At 48.0% G+C, this 18643-nt stretch carries 17 protein-coding genes and 1 tRNA gene; 15 read left to right on the top strand and 3 right to left on the bottom strand.

Features of this window, described 5'->3' with window-relative positions; genetic code table 11:
• Positions 1–15: 15 nt before the first annotated feature.
• Positions 16–753: a hypothetical protein gene (locus BUC30_RS01905; RefSeq protein ID WP_073423275.1), complete on the bottom strand. Its 738-nt coding sequence runs from the start codon at positions 751–753 to the stop codon at positions 16–18.
• Between the two features lie 185 nt (positions 754–938).
• Entirely contained in the window at positions 939–1715 is a 777-nt protein-coding gene (locus tag BUC30_RS01900) for an alpha/beta hydrolase (protein WP_073423274.1), read from the bottom strand.
• 667 nt (positions 1716–2382) lie between these two features.
• Here BUC30_RS01900 and BUC30_RS01895 point away from each other — a divergent pair.
• From BUC30_RS01895 to BUC30_RS01825, 15 genes are all read left to right on the top strand, one after another.
• A complete protein-coding gene (locus BUC30_RS01895; protein ID WP_073423273.1) occupies positions 2383–3252 on the top strand; it encodes a TIGR02147 family protein in 870 nt (289 codons plus the stop codon).
• Positions 3239–4642, top strand: a complete 1404-nt coding sequence (locus BUC30_RS01890) for a hypothetical protein (RefSeq protein ID WP_073423272.1) — start codon at positions 3239–3241, stop codon at positions 4640–4642. Before BUC30_RS01895 ends, BUC30_RS01890 begins: the two co-directional genes overlap by 14 nt.
• Before the next feature lie 56 nt (positions 4643–4698).
• Positions 4699–4769 (top strand) — tRNA-Gln (locus BUC30_RS01885).
• A 470-nt stretch (positions 4770–5239) separates the two neighbouring features.
• The gene (locus BUC30_RS01880; protein WP_073423271.1) at positions 5240–6001 is read left to right on the top strand and encodes an RsmB/NOP family class I SAM-dependent RNA methyltransferase; all 762 of its coding nucleotides are present in this window, start codon (positions 5240–5242) and stop codon (positions 5999–6001) included.
• 40 nt (positions 6002–6041) lie between these two features.
• Positions 6042–6365 (top strand): thioredoxin, encoded by a 324-nt coding sequence (gene trxA, locus BUC30_RS01875; RefSeq protein ID WP_073423270.1) that lies wholly within the window; start codon positions 6042–6044, stop codon positions 6363–6365.
• 92 nt (positions 6366–6457) lie between these two features.
• Complete coding sequence (gene hisF / locus BUC30_RS01870; RefSeq protein ID WP_073423269.1) at positions 6458–7249, top strand: imidazole glycerol phosphate synthase subunit HisF; 792 nt, start codon at positions 6458–6460, stop codon at positions 7247–7249.
• 1 nt (position 7250) lies between these two features.
• Positions 7251–8651 carry a TldD/PmbA family protein gene (locus BUC30_RS01865; RefSeq protein WP_073423268.1) on the top strand — a complete coding sequence of 467 codons (1401 nt, stop codon included), beginning with the start codon at positions 7251–7253 and terminating at the stop codon, positions 8649–8651.
• Positions 8652–9042: 391 nt separating this feature from the next.
• Positions 9043–10143 carry a nucleotidyltransferase domain-containing protein gene (locus BUC30_RS01860; RefSeq protein ID WP_073423267.1) on the top strand — a complete coding sequence of 367 codons (1101 nt, stop codon included), beginning with the start codon at positions 9043–9045 and terminating at the stop codon, positions 10141–10143.
• 51 nt (positions 10144–10194) lie between these two features.
• Entirely contained in the window at positions 10195–11298 is a 1104-nt protein-coding gene (locus BUC30_RS01855; protein ID WP_170861487.1) for a nucleotidyltransferase domain-containing protein, read from the top strand.
• 14 nt (positions 11299–11312) lie between these two features.
• Positions 11313–12209: a hypothetical protein gene (locus BUC30_RS01850; protein WP_073423265.1), complete on the top strand. Its 897-nt coding sequence runs from the start codon at positions 11313–11315 to the stop codon at positions 12207–12209.
• Positions 12206–12685 (top strand): hypothetical protein, encoded by a 480-nt coding sequence (locus tag BUC30_RS01845; protein WP_073423264.1) that lies wholly within the window; start codon positions 12206–12208, stop codon positions 12683–12685. Before BUC30_RS01850 ends, BUC30_RS01845 begins: the two co-directional genes overlap by 4 nt.
• The gene (locus BUC30_RS01840; protein WP_073423263.1) at positions 12682–12951 is read left to right on the top strand and encodes a PqqD family protein; all 270 of its coding nucleotides are present in this window, start codon (positions 12682–12684) and stop codon (positions 12949–12951) included. Before BUC30_RS01845 ends, BUC30_RS01840 begins: the two co-directional genes overlap by 4 nt.
• The gene (locus BUC30_RS01835; protein WP_083555460.1) at positions 12924–14657 is read left to right on the top strand and encodes an ABC transporter ATP-binding protein; all 1734 of its coding nucleotides are present in this window, start codon (positions 12924–12926) and stop codon (positions 14655–14657) included. The genes BUC30_RS01840 and BUC30_RS01835 overlap by 28 nt, the downstream gene beginning before the upstream one ends.
• Positions 14658–14770: 113 nt before the next feature.
• A complete protein-coding gene (locus BUC30_RS01830; protein ID WP_073423261.1) occupies positions 14771–15184 on the top strand; it encodes a hypothetical protein in 414 nt (137 codons plus the stop codon).
• A 150-nt stretch (positions 15185–15334) separates the two neighbouring features.
• The gene (locus BUC30_RS01825; protein WP_073423260.1) at positions 15335–17902 is read left to right on the top strand and encodes an ATP-dependent Clp protease ATP-binding subunit; all 2568 of its coding nucleotides are present in this window, start codon (positions 15335–15337) and stop codon (positions 17900–17902) included.
• A gap of 7 nt (positions 17903–17909) precedes the next feature.
• On the opposite strand, the gene BUC30_RS01820 is transcribed toward BUC30_RS01825, so the two are convergent.
• On the bottom strand, positions 17910–18608 hold the full coding sequence (locus tag BUC30_RS01820) for a hypothetical protein (RefSeq protein ID WP_139260766.1): 699 nt from the start codon (positions 18606–18608) through the stop codon (positions 17910–17912).
• Between the last annotated feature and the right edge of the window lie 35 nt (positions 18609–18643).

Below are 18643 nucleotides of genomic sequence, written 5' to 3'. Positions count from 1 at the left end.
CTCTAGCTCGAAGAATTACTTCTTCTTTGCTGCCTTCTGCTGTGCGACAAGGGCGGCGACGCTGAACGTGAGGACGTTCTTGTCTACCTGGCTTTCAGTACGGAAGCTCTTGAGCGGAAGAGCGATGCCGTGAGAAGAAAGCGTACCCATGAAGGAAGCATTGGCATGGCTAGCGATTGTACGGACGTTAATGAAACCCTTGTTCTTGCTGAATGTGAGCTTGAAGGTCTTCTTGGCTGCATCGTATTCAGCAACCATCGTCTTGTTTTCCTTGGTGTTCAATGCATTTTTGGTGTTGTGGTCAAAAATGATTGTACCGCGGGTATCGATGGAAAGCATAGTCTTGTTGCCCACTGCGTTACGGCAAGCGAGAGTCGTCCATTCGCCTTTCTTCTTTGCGCCCTTTGCTGTGAAGACATACTTGTTGCCTTCCTTGACCAATGTGTAAGCGCCAGTGGCGACCTGGAGACCGATGGCGTTGAATGCGCCCTTGAAATAGAGGAATTTGGACTTGGAGCCGATAATGCCGTTGATGAAACGGAAAGAAGTGGACTTCGGAGTTTTGATAGGAGTGATTGCGACGCGCTTGCCGACCGGGTCGACTTCGACATCTACATAAGGACCAACATCAACTGTGCGACCGTCTTCAGTTTTTGTTTGAGTGGCGAGCTTGTCGAGCTTAAGAGCCTTGACAGCTTCTTCCGGGAATCTGATGAATCCACGAACATCCATTTTAACGATTACGTTTTCCATTTACACCTCTTTTGTTTGTTTTTGATTGACGATAAAATAAAAATTTAAAGTCCAAATGTCAAAGAATTTCACGAAAAAAGCATGTACAAATGATAAAAATAGCTTTTTCGTAACCAATAACATTTGTTGTATAAAAAATAATAATAAAAAAGTAAAATGTTGCAACAAATGAAAAAATTTTTTCTTTATTTGCGCGTAATCACGTCTAATATGGCTTCAGAAAGGGATTTTGAGTCTCGCTTTGACAAGTTAACACCCACTATAGTTTGCGAAATTGCTTGTGTTCGGTCATTAAAACGGGCTCTATCTGAAAGGATTACTATGTTATTTGAGGTCGAAATATCCTTTTTTTCGATCTTTACGTCTGCACGAACAAGAAATTTGGGGTAAAGGAAACGGTATTTGTCAGAAATCGCATCGGCAATGCTCCAAACTGGGTCAATCAAGATTGTAATATTCTCCTTTTTGACCATTTTTGTTGCTAAAATGGCGCCTGTGCCGCGACCTGCAATAACTTTTGGAGCGTTTCCGTTTATCTGTGATGCGCATTCGTAAATCATTTTTGCGTCGGATTCAAAAGTTTCCTGTGATGGCGTGCCTTTGTTCTCGCCGCTTCCGCGGTAGTTGAATGTGGCTGCGGCAAAGCCTGGAAGACTGTCTAGCTCGGCGAGGAACTGTGCTGCATCTTCGTCTGCATCGGGGTAGTAGAGAAGAACGTTATTCTGTTCGTTTCCGACAACAAAACCTTCGAGCTTTGTTCCGTCATCGAGTGTGCAGTTGATGGCTCTTGCCTTGTCTGTGATGGCGGTGCGTGCTTCGTTGTGTGTGATGGCACGAGGGAAGGCGTTGCGGCGTTCAGTTAAAGCAAGGTAAAAGACCATGCTGATATATATAAGGAGAAGAATTCCTGCGTAACGTAAAATGCGGCTCAGTGTTCCCAGGGCGAGTTCTTTTATCTTCATGGATTAGTTAATGGTTGTTGGTTATTGGTCTTTAGTCAATAGTTACTAGTCAATGTTTTTAGTTAGTAGTGAATTTAGAAAAGATTGTGGGGAATGGTTGAACGTTAGGAGTTAGGAAGTCGGAATTAGGAATTGTCATCCTGAACGAACGTGAAGTTTGTTTGATGATGAAAAGTAACTGGATGCTTCGTTACACTCAGCATGACGAAATGCGAATAAACACAAACGCCTAAGGCGAGAGATGCTAGAAAGGGGGCTGCGCCAAAATACACAAATGCGTAGGCCGAGAGTCGCTGATTTATAACGCACAAACACGTAAGGCGAGAGTCGCGAAAGAGGATGGTGTGGGCAAAAAACACAAATGCGTAAGGCGAGCGAAGCGGGACCGCTTGCGGGCCCATTTCCGAGCCGAAGCATTTGGCGTTATAGGCCTTCGGCCGTATAACGCAAAAGGACTTCCGGTGGAGTACAACCGGAAGTCCGAGGGATGGGATTGGGTGTTCCTTTAAATTAAGCAATTTTTTTTGAAAGCGTATCACTTCAAAAATAAAAAGTGTTCCCAAGGTGTTCTTTTTTGTCGATTTCAGAATGGAATAGGGCTTTTTTACGGGATGTTTTCAAAAATAGGTGTTCCCAAAAAACTCAAAAAAAATTAGATTTCCTTCCGATGAACGTTTATGCCTACTACAATTATCGAAAGTACCTCCAGGACTACTACGAGTATCGTAAGTCCGTGCAGAGGTATTTCTCGTACCGGTCTTTTGCAAAGAAGGCTGGGTATTCCTCGTCCGGTCTTTACTTGGATTTGATTCGCGGCCGCAAGTCGCTCACACAACAGATGATCCCGAAGTTTATCGAAGCTCTCGGGCTCAACGAAAGGGAAGGTCGATATTTCGCCTTGATGGTGGACTTCACGCATGCGACTACGGCGTCTTCGAAGCAGCAGATCTTTGACCAGATGTCTGCGCTCCTTCCGCGAACCATCAAGAACTTGACCAAGAACCAACAGGAATACTACAGCAAGTGGTATTACGTTGTGGCTCGTGAAGCTCTTGCCGTCTTGAAGATTAACGATAAGAACATTCAGGAACTCGCGCTCTTCTTGAATCCGAAAATTTCACTCCCGCAGGCTAAACAGACTATCCAGCTCCTTCTCAACTTGGGACTTATAGAGCTCGGCGAAGATGGATTCTACCATTCCGTAAACAAGGCAATTACGAATGGCAGTGAAATCGCCCCGCTTTTCGTTCATCAGTTCCAAAAGCAGATGATTGATTTGGGTAAAGATGCGTTGGATCACTACAGTACGGAACGCAGAAATGTATCTTGTATGACGATGAGTGTGTCGGCGCAGGGTTTGGAACGTATCATTAGCAAAATTGATTTGTTCCGCAAGGAAATCGTGGATATCGTGCGCTCGGACGAGGGTGAATCCATGGTTTGTGAATTGAACATCCAGTTCTTCCCGCTGAGCAAGGAAAAGATGAATCTTCCACCTGAGACGGACGTCGAGGAGGATGAACATGAAATTTGCTAAGTCGTATGTTGGACTGCTGGTTGCAGTTTGTGCTTGCATGTATGCTTGCACAAGTGAAAATGGTGGTGTTGCAGGTACTGTTACGGATACGGGTAATACGATTGCGCTTGGTGGCGTGGTGACTCGTACCGATGGTTCTCGTGCTGTTGCGGCGATGGTCCGTGTTGCCCGTGAACCTTCTGCAAGTGATACTCTTACTGAATCTGAATATATCGAGACTGTGACGGACTCGCAGGGTGTGTTCTCGTTTGACTCTGTATTTGCAGATACTTTCCAGCTTGCTGTTGTCGATGCAGAGTACAAGGAAATCTCGTACCAGCCGCGTGCAACAAAGAGTGCAGGCTCTTTGGATAGCATCAAGCTTGAAAAGGCTGCCGTGTTCAGTAGCGTGCTTTATTACGAAGACGTCGTCGAACCGTCGATGGCAGTTGGCTCTCACTTTAAGGTCTACGTGCCGGGTACGCCGTTCTCGCAGAGCGTGTTTGCTGGGGATTCGTTCTCGATACTGATTCCTGCCGGTGAATGGTGGCTTGGGTTCTGCCCGGGCGATCCGCAGATTGTGGCTCGACTTGCCGATTCCGGTGTTGCCGATACGTTAATTTATCGTACATGGAACATGGATGGTGAGGTTAAGTCTGGTGATACGATTTCGAAGGGACCGTTTATCTGGAGCCCGACGATGCAGGTGGATTCCTTGATCAAGCTTGAAGAAAAGAAGAGGGCTAAGCCGTATTTGTCTGGTACTGTGAAGTGCGGCGATAGCGCTTGCTCGAATGTTCAGGTGCAGATGATTACGGATTTGTACGGCTTTGACTTTGTTGAAGGCGATTCCGTAGGCTTTATGATGCAGACGGTGACAGATGATTCTGGCCGCTGGGTCTTGCCTGCTCCGGAAAAAGTTCCGTATGATAGCCTTCGCATGGAATACCGCTTGCTGGGAGAAGATGGAAAGGTTGAACTCGCAGGTGTGAGCCGTTACATTCGTGCTTCGAAGCTTAAAGGTTTGAAGGATACGCTTGATGTGGGCGATACGACCCTTGTAAAGCCGTCTGTGCTTGTCAGTGGTGTTATGCTTGCCATTGACGATACGGATACCACGAAGACGACTAATTGCATGTCTATGGTGAATAGCGTTGTTGTGGGGCTGAAGGGTACGAGCCATTTTGTGAGAGAAGTGACTTGCAATATGCTGCGTATTGGTGACCTTCCGGCTGGTGGTCATGATATTGTGCTTTACTCGGGTGACCCGAAAGTGGTCAAGACGCTCCAGGAAGCTGACGTTCCTTTTGAGGATTATGTGAGAATTGCACACGTCCAGTTGCCGAAAAATGATACTCTTGACCAGCAATGGATGACTTTTGAACCGCCAACTTTACAAAACGAAAAATAATTTTCAATTATCCCTTGCCAAGCTGAAAATTATTTTCTAAAATTGGTGCGCACCGATGAGCTATGGTGTAACGGTAGCACAACAGATTCTGACTCTGTTTGTCTAGGTTCGAATCCTGGTAGCTCAACTAAGAACTCTTTGCTCTTACTCCTGAGCAGAGAGTTTTTTTTTTTGTGCGGCGGCAGAATGCCTCGAGATGCCGCCGGATGTGCGAAATTTGGAAAAAGTGCGTTTTTTACGTGAAAAATTAGGGAAAAATGCGGGAATTTACGTAATTTTGTATATAAATTAAGCGAAATTGAATAAAGAGGGTGCTTTTTGCGGGTGTTTTGTAATGTTTTTACTGAAGAAAACACTTGAGTATGGGCTAAATTTGGGAAAAATCAAAAAATATTACAGATAAAGTTGAAAAATTACGTGAAAATTTGATGATATGGATTTAGTTTCACGTAAATTGGGGCATTTTTCAAAAATTTGGATTTTTATAGATGATTTAGTTTGTTTATACTGGCTGATTTGTCGGTTTTTAAAGGGCATTTTTATTGAGTTTGGAGAGTCAATGACTAAGAACTATTGACTAATGACTAAATTTGTGTCATGGAATTTTTCGATTACTTTGAAGAGGTTTATGGCGAGCGCTGGCCTACGTTGCTGGAATCGCTGAAGGGCGAAGGCTGCGCAACGAAGCTCCAGTTTGATGATGCTCTGGAACCGTACTTTTTGGACGAAGCTTCGGTGTTTGCGGCTAAGGCTCTTGCTGTAGAACCGGGAATGGATGTGCTTGACATGTGTGCCGCTCCGGGTGGTAAATCGCTCGTGATTGCCTCGATGCTCAAGGGCGAAGGTTCGCTCCAGTGCAACGACCGCTCGCCGGATAGGCGTCTCCGCTTGCAGCATGTGCTCGAAAATTCCTTGCCGGAGTCCTGGCGCTCGATTATCAACGTTACGGGCTATGATGGCGTGAAATTCGGCATGCACAAGAAGGAATGCTACGATCGCATTTTGCTCGATGCACCGTGCTCTTCGGATAGGCATGTGCTGAATTCTCCTTCGCATTTGGAAGTGTGGTCGGTAAAGCGTGTGAAGCGCTTGTCGGTGGAACAGGGCTCGCTCCTTGCGTCGGCGGTGGATGCGCTTAGACCGGGCGGCGAATTGATTTACGGAACTTGTGCGCTTTCGCCTCTCGAAAACGATGCCGTGGTCGCTAAAATCCTGAAGAAACGCAAGATGATGGAATTTGTTCGAATTGAGGACTTGCCGGAGGGGGCGGATCGCACGGAACTCGGCGTTCACATTCTGCCGGACAAAGCTCATGGTTGTGGCCCCATCTATTGTGCGAAGATGAGAAAAATGGTTTAATAATTGCTATATTATCTATCGGTAAATAGGAGAAATTTTTATGGCAGCATTGAATCTTACTGCAGAATCCTTTGACAAAGTTATTTCTTCGGGTCAGCTTGTGCTCGTTGATTTTTGGGCAACCTGGTGCCGTCCGTGCATGATGATGGGTCCGGTGGTTGAAGAACTTTCCAACGAATTTGACGGTCGCGCAATCATTGCAAAGATCAACGTCGATGACAAAGGTGTTTCGGACATTTGCGCTCGTTTTGGCATCACGAACATCCCGAACATGAAGTTGTTCAAAAACGGTGTCGAAGTGGGTAACGTCGTCGGTGCCGTGCCAAAGAACACGCTCAAGAACGCTATCGAAAAGAATCTCTAATCGCTTGGAAAAAGGCGTTTGAAAGAGCTCGGGCGGAATGTGCCGGGCTCTTTGTTTGTTGACGGCTTTAGCCAGTTTTCTACATTTGGAATATGCTCACGAAACGTTTAATTGTCTGCTTGGATGTCCGTAACCGCAAGGTCACGAAGGGTGTAAAGTTTAAAGGTAATATCGACATTGGCGATCCCGTAGAAATGGGCGCACGCTATAGCGATGAAGGTGTCGATGAACTTGTTTTTTATGATATCACGGCGAGTGCCGAGAACCGCCCATGCGACATGGAAATGATTCGCCAGATTGCAAAGCGCGTGTTTATCCCGTTTGCAGTGGGTGGCGGTATCCGTAACTTGGACGACATGCACGAAGCGCTCCTCGCGGGTGCAGAAAAGGTGAGCGTGAACAGCCTTGCTGTGCTCCATCCTGAAATCATTGCCGAAGGTGCTAAGGCGTTTGGTCGCCAGTGCGTCGTGCTTGGCATGGATGCGAAGTTCGTGGGCGTTTCGGACAAGATTCCGAGCGGTTACGAAGTGTTTATCCGCGGTGGTCGCCAGGCGATGGGCATCGACGCTTTGCAGTGGGCAAAACGCGCCGAGGAACTCGGCGTTGGCGAAATCTGCTTGAACTCCATTGACACTGATGGCGTCAAGAACGGCTACGAACTCACGATTACCGACATGATTGCAAAGGCGGTTCAGGTGCCTGTGATTGCAAGTGGTGGTGCTGGAACTCCGGCGCATATCGTGGACTTGTTCCGCAAGACGAGCGCCGATGCGGCACTCGTCGCGTCGATGGTGCATTTTGGCGATTATACGGTCCCTGGTATCAAGGGCGAAATGCTTGCTGCGGGAATCCCGGTACGCAAGAAAATGAACGGCGAGGTGTAAGATGAATCCGGAAGTTGCCGTCAAGATTTTTGAAGCCGGCAAGAGTGCCGGGGCTGACTTTGTTGAAATTTTCGAAGAAGAGACCCGCAGTTCAAGCCTCGGCTTGAAGGACCGCCAGATTGAAACGGCGACCGCGGGTACCGAGTACGGTATCGGCGTTCGCCTTTTGTACGGGACGGAAGTCCTGTACGGATTCACGAGCGACGACAGCGAAGAAGCTCTCGTGAAGCTTGTGAAGACGCTTGCGTTCGGGCGCATCGCCGCCGCAGCGGGGGCGGAAGGCTCGGCTGCAAGGCCGTTTGAATTTGCACCGGAAAAGCGCATTTGCGATTATAATTTTGGCGCTTACAAGGATCCGCGTGTGCTCGGTCAGGCTATAAAGCAGGACTTCTTGTTCCGTGCGGACAAGACGGCTCGTGCGCTCTCGCCGAAGATCGCTCAAGTGGGCGCTAGCGTGACGGACAGCTGCACTTCGATTTCGCTTATGAATAGCGAAGGCTTGCATCTGGAAATGACGCGCGGTCGTTTGCGTGTAAACGTGAACGTGACGGCAACAGACGGCACGGAACGTTTGACGACGCACGAAGCACCGGGTGCGCTCGGTGGCTATGAACTTTTAGCAAATTATTCTCCGGAAGCGCTTGCAACGGAATGTGGCGAGCGCGTGCTGCGCATGCTCGATGCCGGCTACATCACTGGCGGTCAGATGCCGGTCGTGATGGGCAATGGCTTTGGCGGCGTGATTTTCCATGAAGCTTGCGGCCATCCGCTTGAAACGGAATCTATCCGTCGCAATGCAAGCCCGTTCTGCGGAAAGCTTGGTGAAGCGATTGGTCAGCCTTGCTTGACTGCCATTGACGATGGCACGATGGACGGTGTCTGGGGTAGTCTCAAGTACGATGACGAAGGAACGCCGACGCAGCGCACAACGCTGATTGAAAACGGCATCTTGAAAACGTACATGAGCGACCGTGTGGGCGCTATGGAAGTGGGTGTGGAACGCACCGGAAGTGCCCGCCGTGAAAGCTACAAGTACGCGCCTGTAAGCCGTATGCGCAATACGTTTATCGCTCCGGGCAAGGATACGCTCGATTCCATGATTGCAAGCGTGGACAACGGTCTCTATGCGGCTCGCATGGCAGGCGGTTCTGTGAACCCGGCAACGGGTGAATTCAACTTTGCCGTCGATGAAGGATACGTCATTCGTAATGGCAAGATTTGTGAACCGGTTCGTGGCGCAACGCTTATCGGTAAAGGTCACGAGATTATGCCACGCATTAGCATGGTCGGCTCAGACTTTGAGCAGGCCGCAGGTGTTTGCGGAGCCTCTTCGGGACATGTGCCGGTGACTGTTGGTCAGCCCTCCATTAAGGTCGATCAAATCCTCGTCGGCGGACGGTAGTCGCGCTCCCAACGAAATTGGAACATTCCCATGAAAATGGAAAAGCCCTCGCAAGAGGGCTTTGGAGTATTATGGGTTGTCAATACAAGTAAAGTACAAAACCATTTCGAATAAAACAAGAAAAGCATGTAAAAAAGAAACAACGGCATCTCGTGAGAGGTGCCGTTGTTTTGGTGTATGGGATGTTTGGTTTTGTATCCATAAAATAGTTTAAATTGGAGTATTAGTGGTTCTTTTTAGAACATTTCTGATGTAAAGGTTTACAACACTTACAACAGGCTTTTTATGAAAAATTGGCGAAATTTGATGAAAAACGGCGATTTTTGTATTCCGTATATTGTAATAATGCCCCAATAATTGATCTGAATTATATTTTCTAACTTTCACAACAATGAATCACGCTGAAAAAAATGATTTTTTTGAACTTTTGCGAATCGCTTTTGGAGTGCCTGCGCAAGAGTTTGATTATGCTCAATGGCAATATTTGCATTCGGAAAGCCTTAAACAGCAGATTGCGGGAATCATCTATCGTGGAATTTGTCGTTTGCCTTGCGGTAAACAACCTCCGAAAATGTTGATGTTCCAGTGGGCTAGTGAAGTGGAAGCTATCAAGGGGCATAATAAGCTGTTGAATGCCGAAGCTGCCCGGCTTACAGAGCTGTTTATGGCTCAAGGGCGGAAAACGGCGGTGCTCAAGGGTCCGGCAAATGCTAGGCTGTATCCTGACCCTTATATGCGAAACGCTGGTGATATAGACTTGTGGGTTGATGGCGGGCGTGATAGTGTGCTTGAATTGCTGAAAAAAATGGGCTATGAAATTTCTGCAGAACATCTCAAAGTGGATCATCATGTCCATTTGGATGGAAAATCGGGGATTGTTGTTGAAATACATTATAAGCCATCTTCAGGGAATTGGAATCCGTTCTCGAATGCACGGCTGATGCGTTACCTGGAAAAAGAAATCCAGAACGTGGAGCGTGTGCCCGAGGGATTTTGTGTTCCTTCGATGAAGTTTGCCCTTGTGATGCAGCTATCGCATATCCAGCATCATTTTTTGTGGGAAGGGATTGGCTTAAAGCAAGTTGTCGATTATTTTGTTCTGTTGAAACAAGCTTCTGAGGAGGATAGGCGCGATGTGTCTGCTCTACTTTCGAGTTTGGGACTTTCGAAAATGGGCGGTGCGCTGATGTGGATTATGGAATATATTTGGGGACTTGCTCCGTCTCAAATGATTTGCAAACCCGATGCGAAAAATGGTCAAAAGGTGCTTTCCATGATTCAGTCCGAAGGTAATTTTGGCAGGCATTGTGAATCCAATAAGGGTAATCATTTTTTTATTTTCTGGTTAAAGCGCCGTTGGCGTATGATTCGGATGTTCTGGTTTGCTCCTGTTGATGTTGTCTGTTGTGAATTGGCGTATTGGAAAACATTTTTCAAATTTATTCCTCTACGCATCAAGATGAGGCGCGTCTCATTGAGAGGTGTCATTTAAAACACATTTTTTCTAGTTTGCAAGCTGATGAAATTTTCTCAAGATGAAGCTTTGTTCGATCTTTTGCGAATGGCGGTCGATGACGACTGTTCTCCGCGTTTTTTTACGCGCAAGCTGAATGATGAAGAATGGCGGTCATTGCGGTCGATGTGCCACAAGCAGCAGATTAGTGCTGTTGTCTATCGAGCCGTTTCCCATTTGCCGGCGGAACAGCAACCTCCCTCGAAATTAATGTTCCAGTGGGCAGTCGAGGCTGAAATTGTTAAAGGACATAATGGTCTTTTGAACGCAGAAGCATCTCGTCTTACGCAACTTTTTGAAGCTCAGGGGCGCAAAACGGCGGTGCTTAAGGGACCTGCCAATGCGAGGCTTTATCCCGACCCCAATATGCGGCAAGCAGGAGATATCGACTTGTGGGTTGAAGGTGGTCGAGATAGTGTGATTGCCTTGCTTAAGCAAATGGGCTATCAATTGTTCGAAAAGGACTTGCTCTCGGCGCATCATGTTCAATTGCGACCGGAGGGAGACGTTTCTGTTGAAATCCATTATAAGCCCTCTTCCAAGAACTGGAGTCCATTTTCGAGTGCGCGACTGATGCGTTATCTGGAAGAAAAAATTCAGAATGTGGAGCGTTTGCCTGAAGGATTCAATATTCCTTCGATGACATTTGCCCTTGCGATGCAGCTTTCGCATATCCAGCATCATTTTTTGATGGATGGTATCGGTTTAAAGCAAATTATCGATTATTTTATTTTGCTGAAGCATGCTACCGAGGAAAATCGTCGAGAAATAAATGCCAAGTTGTCTTCTTTAGGACTTTTAAGGTTTGCGGGAGCCTTGATGTGGATCTTGGAGCGTATCTTTGGACTTGATGCATCTAAGATGATTTGTTCGCCGAATCAAAAACTTGGAAAAAAGATGCTTGACGAAATATTTGTTGGCGGAAATTTTGGCATGTATTGTAAGTCCAGTAAAAGTAAACATTGGGCTGTTCTTTGGCTTTGGCGCCGGTATCATATTATACGCAAGTTTTGGTTTTCTCCCGTTGAAATCTTGGGCTGCGAATTGAATTATTGGTTCGGTTTTATCAAGTCGATTTGGATTCGAATCAAGTTTAGACGGTTGTCGCTATGGTATTTGAAAAATACGAAATGAATTGGGGCGTTTAAATGTTCTATAAAGTTGCCGAGCATATTTTTGAGGTCAATGCCTGCGATGAAATCTTGTCGCAAATGAGTAATTATGCGCCTTTTGCGGTTGACTCGGGTGCTGAATCGTCTTGCAAAAATTCTGTGTTCTCGCTTGATGTGCAGAACGAGGTCGCTCCTGAATATACCGAGGATATTCGACAGGATGAAGAAGGGCAGGTGATTATATGCGGGCGAACGTCTGATGGTTTGCCTGCGTTTGATTTTTGGCTTTTTGGAAAGCCTATGGGCGTGCTTGTTTGTGAAAAGGATTTTAAGCATGCGGTGTTGTTATTGGGTAAGGAAAAAATCCCTGCTGAATCGAGCAATTTTGCGGTAAACAATGCATTGATGGTCTTGTATGCACTTGCTACGGCGGGCTTTGAAACGGCTTTATTCCATGCGGCAGGAATTCAATACAAGGGCTTGGGCTACTTGTTCTTGGGAAAAAGTGGTACTGGCAAAAGCACGCACGCACGGTTGTGGCTCAAGTACAATGAGGGCTCGGAGTTGTTCAATGACGATAATCCTGTCGTGCGTTTGTTCAAAACGCCCGATGGCAAGTCTTTTGCAAAAGTCTATGGATCGCCGTGGAGTGGAAAGACCCCTTGCTACAAGAATGTTGAAATGGAATTGGGCGGTTTTGTACTTTTGTCGCAAGCTCCGTTTAACAAGATTTCTCCGCTTAGGGGCGTTTCTGCCTATGCGGCGATAATGCCGAGTATCTCGGGAATGCGCTGGAACAAGAATCTTGCCGATGGATTGCACCAAACTGAAAATGGACTTGCTTCGTGTGTCCCTGTGTGGTTCTTGGAATGCTTGCCGGACGAAGACGCGGCAAGGCTGTGTTGCCAAACGGTGGTACGTGAGATTCAATGATGGATTCCGCAAAAAAAAGTGATGCGCTGATTATGGCGGAAGCCATTCGTCTGGTAAACGAGGGCGTGAGTGTAACGTTCCCCGTGAACGGGTGTAGCATGTTGCCTTTTATTGTGGGCGGTCGCGATAGCGTGATTCTAGAAAAGCCTGTGGACTTGTGCGTAGGCGATGTGGTATTGGCGCTTACAATCCCGGATAAAGTTCTTCATCTGGAAAATGTCGAAAAGCATTATGTTATCCATAGAATCGTTACGTTCTCGGGCGAAAATGTGGTCCTCATGGGGGATGGAAACCTAGTGCAGCGAGAATACTGCAAACGAACTGATGTTTATGCCAAGGTAATTGGCGTGGTCAGACCCAATGGGAAAAAAAGCCTGCAAGGGACTTTTGCCGAAAGGTGCGCAGCGAAAATTTGGTATATTCTGTTACCCTTTAGGCGTTATTTACTTTGGATATACAAGAAGGTAAAAAAATGAAAATCAAGAAAGGCTTTGTATTGCGCGAAGTGTGTGGCGAACAGGTCATTATGGGCGAAGGTATTGGCGCTCTGGATTTTGGCCGCCTTTTGTGCCTGAACGAAACGGCCGCGTGGCTCTGGAAAAAGGCTGAGGAAATGGGCGAGTTTACTGTGGAAGCGCTTGCTGTTGCTCTTTGCGAAGAGTATGAAGTGAGCGAAGAACAGGCTCGGATCGATGTTGCTGCAATTGTCGGCGAATGGCTAAAGGTGAACGTGCTCGAATGAAGTATGTCGCTTGGCTGTGGCGCGGGACGAAAGGCTTTCGCGTAAATATCGTCACCCGCATTTTGGCGGGGTCTGCACGCGTGGTGTGCGGCCTTTTGATGATATGGCTCAGCAAGCGATTTATTGACGAAACGATTCGCACCGGGTCGCAAGACGATGTTGTGCGGATGATCCTACTTTTGGTGCTCACAGTGGTGGGGTCGATTGTTCTTAGGCTTTTGTATTACTACATGACTGCCTCTGCCACAGTGAAAATGACGAATGCACTTAGGCTGTTCTATTTTGGAACGTTGTTCAAGCGTAGTCTTTTTGACGGTCATGAGTTACATTCGGGCGATGTGTCTTCGAGACTTTCGAAGGATATCGAAACGGTATCGACGTCTGTGATTGATACGCTCCCGCAGATGGCGGTAACTGGAATTCAGCTTGTTGGGGCGTTTTTGCTGATGCGCTGGTTCGATGCGCGATTGGCATGGGCGTTGTTGCTACTTACTCCTGTGATGGTTGTGGTAGGGAAGCTGATTTCTCGTAAGCTCCGCAATATGACTCTGGAAATTCGTGAATGCGAAAGCCGCATCCAGATGCAGGTGCAGGAAGGCGTGGAATACAATGCCGTATTGCGCTCGCTAGAAAGCGAAAAATGGGTGGTGGAGAGGCTTGGGTTAAAACAGGATAAACTCGTAAATGATGTGATGAGGCGGACCCGCTTTACGACGGTGGCGCGTTTTGCGATTGGTTCTGCGTTTGGACTTGGTTACTTGTTGGCTTTTGTTTGGGGCGGGCTTGGGCTTCGTGACGGTACGATTACGTTTGGCGTGATGACGTCTTTTTTGCAGTTGGTGGGGCAAATCCAGCACCCGATTCTGACTTTGCTTGGCTTGGTGCCGCAGCTAGTGCATTCTACGGCGAGCATAGACCGCTTGGATGAACTGGAAAAGGACGCTAATGGGACTTTGGGCGAATCGCGCTCGGGAATGCTTTCTGAAATATGTGCGGAAAAGCTTTCGGGAATGCTTTCTGAAATATGTGCGGAAAAGCTTTCGGGAATGCGCGGGCGGCTCGGATTGCGGTTGGACAACGTAAGTTTTGGCTATTCGGGTGGAGACCGCGAAGTCATTTGTGGGTTCTCGCACGATTTTAAGCCCGGTAGCAAGAATGCCGTCATGGGCGAGACGGGCAAGGGCAAGACGACTTTGTTCCGGCTTTTGCTCGGCTTTATAAAGCCTGACATGGGTCGAATGGTTCTTTATTCGGAAGGCGAAAATGTCGCAGGAATGGAGTCTGTTTCGGAGGCGACCCGATCGAATTTTGTGTATGTTCCGCAGGGCAATACCTTGATGAACGGCTCCGTACGCTATAATTTACAGCTTGCAAAACCGGATGCGACTGAAGATGAAATGCAGCGGGTTTTGCAAATCGCTTGTGCTGAATTTGTGAACGAACTGCCGAAGGGCTTGGATTGTGAAATTGGAGAACGCGGACACGGTCTCAGCGAAGGTCAGGCTCAGCGTATTGCGATTGCCCGAGGACTTTTGCGACCGGGAAATATCTTGCTTTTGGATGAAATCAGTTCGTCGTTGGATGAGGCGACCGAGTCGGAACTTTATCACCGTTTGTTTGAAGCATTCCCGGAAAAAACGATGATTTTCGTGACGCACAGGACTGCTGTGTGTGAAATGTGCGATGAAACGGTGCGACTCGTTTAGTTGTAATTTGCTCTTTTATTTGGTATTTGCTTAATTTTTCAGTAAAAAAAGTATTTATTTGAACTAGAATACTCTTTTGTTATTATATTTCGTGAAAATTCAAGGAGTATTTTATGCAAATAAAGAAAATTTGTTTTTTGGCGCTTGCTGCTGTAGCTTTGCAGGCTTGTTCTAACTACCAGGCTCGTGTTTATAACGAAGTCCCGCTGGTTGAAGGTGAAGAAGTCGTGCCTTTTGAAGAATTCTGCTATTTTGAAACCGAACCGAATGGCGCTGCATTTAAGGTCATGGGCAAGGTTCAGGTTGGTGGTGGTACTTATGGTTCCGCTGCTGGTCTTTTGCCGAAGTTGGAAGCGAAGGCTAAGGCTCGTGGTGGTAACGCTGTCGCGAACTATAGAGGTTCTCAGAGATTTGGTTTCTGGCCGTGGCGCTTTATTCGTCCGGTGGTGAGTGGCGATGCTGTCCAGATTCTGAATGCTCATGGCAAGTCTTGCCAGGAATTGGGCGGAACGACGTTGCCGCAGTAAACACTTGAGTGTATTATTTTGAAAAGAATGTCGCAGTAAAATGCGACATTCTTTTTGTTTTTTTGCGTTTTTAGCTCAAAAACGGAAAATTCTTCTTTTTGGCACGCCATTTGCATAGGGTAAGGCGTAAAAAAAGAAAGAAGGTCTATTATGTCAGATTTTACTAACGATGCAGAAAAGGTCTTGGCCAAGGCGCAGAGCTTGCGCGACCGCTGTTCGCACTCTTATCTGGGTGCGGCTCATTTGGCCGTTGGTCTTGTTGAAGGCCCCGATGCAACCCTGAAGAAACTTTATAAGTCCAAGGGCGTCAAGACGAACGAACTCCGAGGCCGTTTGGAACCGTTTGTGCAGAAAATCCCGCGCATGGAAGGCGTAAACCCGGATGTGGAACCGGATAGCGACTTGAACCGTATTTTGCGTGCCGCTGTGCAGGCGGCTCGTCAGGTCAGCCGTATGGTAACGCCGGGCGATTTGCTCGTGGCGTTGATGAAGTTCTCGGGCGACCGTGGACTTGCCAAGGTTTTTGAAGATGCCCTTGGTTCGACCGAAGTGGTGGAAACTTGGCTTTCGGACCCATTTGCGGGTGCTGCGAATGCCGAGGAACAGTCCCCGCTGAAACTCTACGGTCGTGAACTCGTGGAAATGGCGGCAGACGGAAAGCTCTCTCCGGTGATTGGCCGTGAAGAAGAAATCCGCCGTGTGATTTTGATTTTGAGCCGTAAGACAAAGAACAACCCTTGCTTGGTCGGTGAACCGGGCGTGGGTAAGACCGCTATTGTCGAAGGCCTTGCCGAACGTATTTACCGCGGTGACGTGCCTGATGCGTTGAAGGGCAAGAAGGTCTTTGCGCTTGATTTGTCTGCCTTGATGGCGGGTGCAAAATACCGTGGCGACTTTGAAGAACGTCTCAAATCTGTGATTGATGCTATCGAAGAAGATGGCAACACGCTTATGTTCATCGACGAACTCCACAACATTGTGGGGGCGGGCAAGACCGAAGGCTCGATGGACTTGGGCAATATGCTTAAGCCGAAGCTTGCTCGTGGCGAACTCCATTGCATTGGTGCAACGACGACTCAGGAATACCGCAAGTACATTGAAAAGGATTCTGCTTTGGAACGTCGTTTCCAGCCGGTGCAGGTTTCGGAACCGAGCGAAGACGAAGCAATTTCCATCTTGCGTGGCATTAAGGATGGCTTTGATGCGCACCATGGCGTGCGTTTGCACGATAACGCGCTCGTCGCTGCAGTGAAACTTTCGAACCGTTACATCAGTGATAGGTTCCTCCCGGATAAGGCTATTGACTTGATTGACGAGGCGGCAAGCCTTGTGAAAACGCAGATGGACACAGTCCCGGAAGCGCTCGATACGTTGCAGCGTAAGGAACTCCAGATGAAAATCGAGGAGCAGGCGCTATCGAAGGAAACGGACGAAGCAAGCGTCAAGCGCTTGAAAGAACTCCGTGAAGACCTTGCTGTGACTGATGCTGCCGTCAAGCAGATGCAGGAACGTTGGCAGGACCGCCGTGCCGCATTTGCCGAAGTTCAGGACTTGAAGAAATCCTTGAAGGCTGCAAAGGACGAGATGGAACAGGCCGAAGCCCGTTACGACTTGAACCGTGCTGCGGAACTCAAGTACAACAAGATTGTGAACATCGAAAAGGAATTGGCTCAAAAGACCGAAGCGCTCCGCAAGAGTGCCGAAGAAGGCGGCTTGAGCGAAGAAGTGACCGAAGAGACGATTGCGCTTGTGGTGAGCCGTTGGACGGGCATTCCAGTGACAAAGCTCTGCGAAGGCGAAAAGGCAAAGTTGTTGCACTTGGACGAACGTTTGCATGCTCGCGTGATTGGCCAGGACGAAGCTGTTGAAGCCGTGTCCGAAGCGATTTTGCGTAACCGTAGCGGCCTCTCCCGTGAAAATGCGCCGATTGGAAGCTTCCTCTTCTTGGGCCCGACGGGCGTGGGTAAGACGGAACTTGCAAAGGCTTTGGCTGTGGAACTTTTCGATAGCGAAAATGCTCTTGTCCGTATCGACATGAGCGAATACATGGAAAAGCATAGCGTTAGCCGTTTGATCGGTGCTCCTCCGGGATACGTGGGCTACGAAGAAGGCGGTCAGCTGACCGAAGCTGTGCGTACGCATCCGTACTGCGTGATTTTGCTCGACGAAATCGAAAAGGCGCACCCGGACGTGTTCAATACGCTGTTGCAGGTTCTCGATGACGGTCGTTTGACGGACGGCAAGGGCCGTACGGTGAACTTCAAGAACACCTTGATTTTGATGACCTCGAACTTGGGTGCCGAGAAGTTCCGCTTGAGTGCGGCTAACGCCAAGAACGGTGAACCGCCGCAGGTTGCGCTTGCGGATGTCGAAGCCGACTTGCATGCATTCTTCCGCCCGGAATTCTTGAACCGTTTGGACGAAGTGCTTGTGTTCCAGAGCCTCTCGAAGAAGCAAATTCGCGAAATCGTGAAACTCAAATTTGCGGATTTGGCGAACCGCGCTGCTCGTCAGGACTTGGTGCTTACGCTTTCGGATGCGGCACTTGATGCAATTGCGGAAGGTGCTTACCAGCCGGAATTCGGTGCTCGCCCGATTCAGCGTTACATCGAACGCAACATAGAACGTCCGTTGAGCCACGCAATTCTCTCGGGAACCGTGAGTGCGGCAAAGCCCGCTGTCGTGGACTACAAGGACGGAATGTTTGTGGTGAAGTAATTCCTACTTATAAAGCTGTCATAACGTAAAGAGCAATGGTCTTGCGATCATTGTTCTTTTCTTGCATAACGCCCACGTCGAAGTCAATACGGACGTGCGTACCGCCAAAGGTAAGTTCAATCTTCGGGATAATGTCGACCATGAAATCTTCCTTCAGGTTACCCACGCTAGCCGATGATGTGACTTCAAGGAACATGCGGAGGACTTGTCCAAAAACAAGTGTCGGAATCATGGATGCCGAGAACTTTACGTAGCCGTCTTTGCCGGTTGCACCGTCAAGGAAACCTGCGCGGAGTTCGTAGTAGTTTGCGAAGCACTTCGCGATAAACTGTTGTGTGCCGATGGTGAATGCCAATGCGCTCTGGCTTGTTTCGCTCAAGTCGAGGTAGCCGTCAAATGCGATGAATGAACTTGGTCTGTAGCGGTAACGGACACCGATGTCCAAGGCAGTGTTGATTTCTTCGAGCTGACCGTAAGTGTTGATGTCGAGCTTTGCACCGACGTCGAATTGTTTGTTGAGTCTAGTGGTGAAGTTGATGGGAAAAAGCACATCGGAATTGAACGGCGAGCGGATGCCGAGACCGACGCCAATCTTTGGAGAGGGGCGGCTTTCGGGACCAAAGTTGTAGCGCATGTCCCAGAAATGGTCCACTGCAAAAGCATTTGTTACTAAAATCGCAAATAGCAGGCAAAGAATGTGTTTCATGTCCATCAAAGTTAGATAAATCGCTCGGTAAAAGC

The organism is Fibrobacter sp. UWB7, assembly GCF_900142945.1.
GTDB lineage: Bacteria > Fibrobacterota > Fibrobacteria > Fibrobacterales > Fibrobacteraceae > Fibrobacter.
The sequence above is the reverse complement of the archived record's forward strand: the minus strand, read 5'-3'. Positions and strand labels throughout refer to the sequence as shown.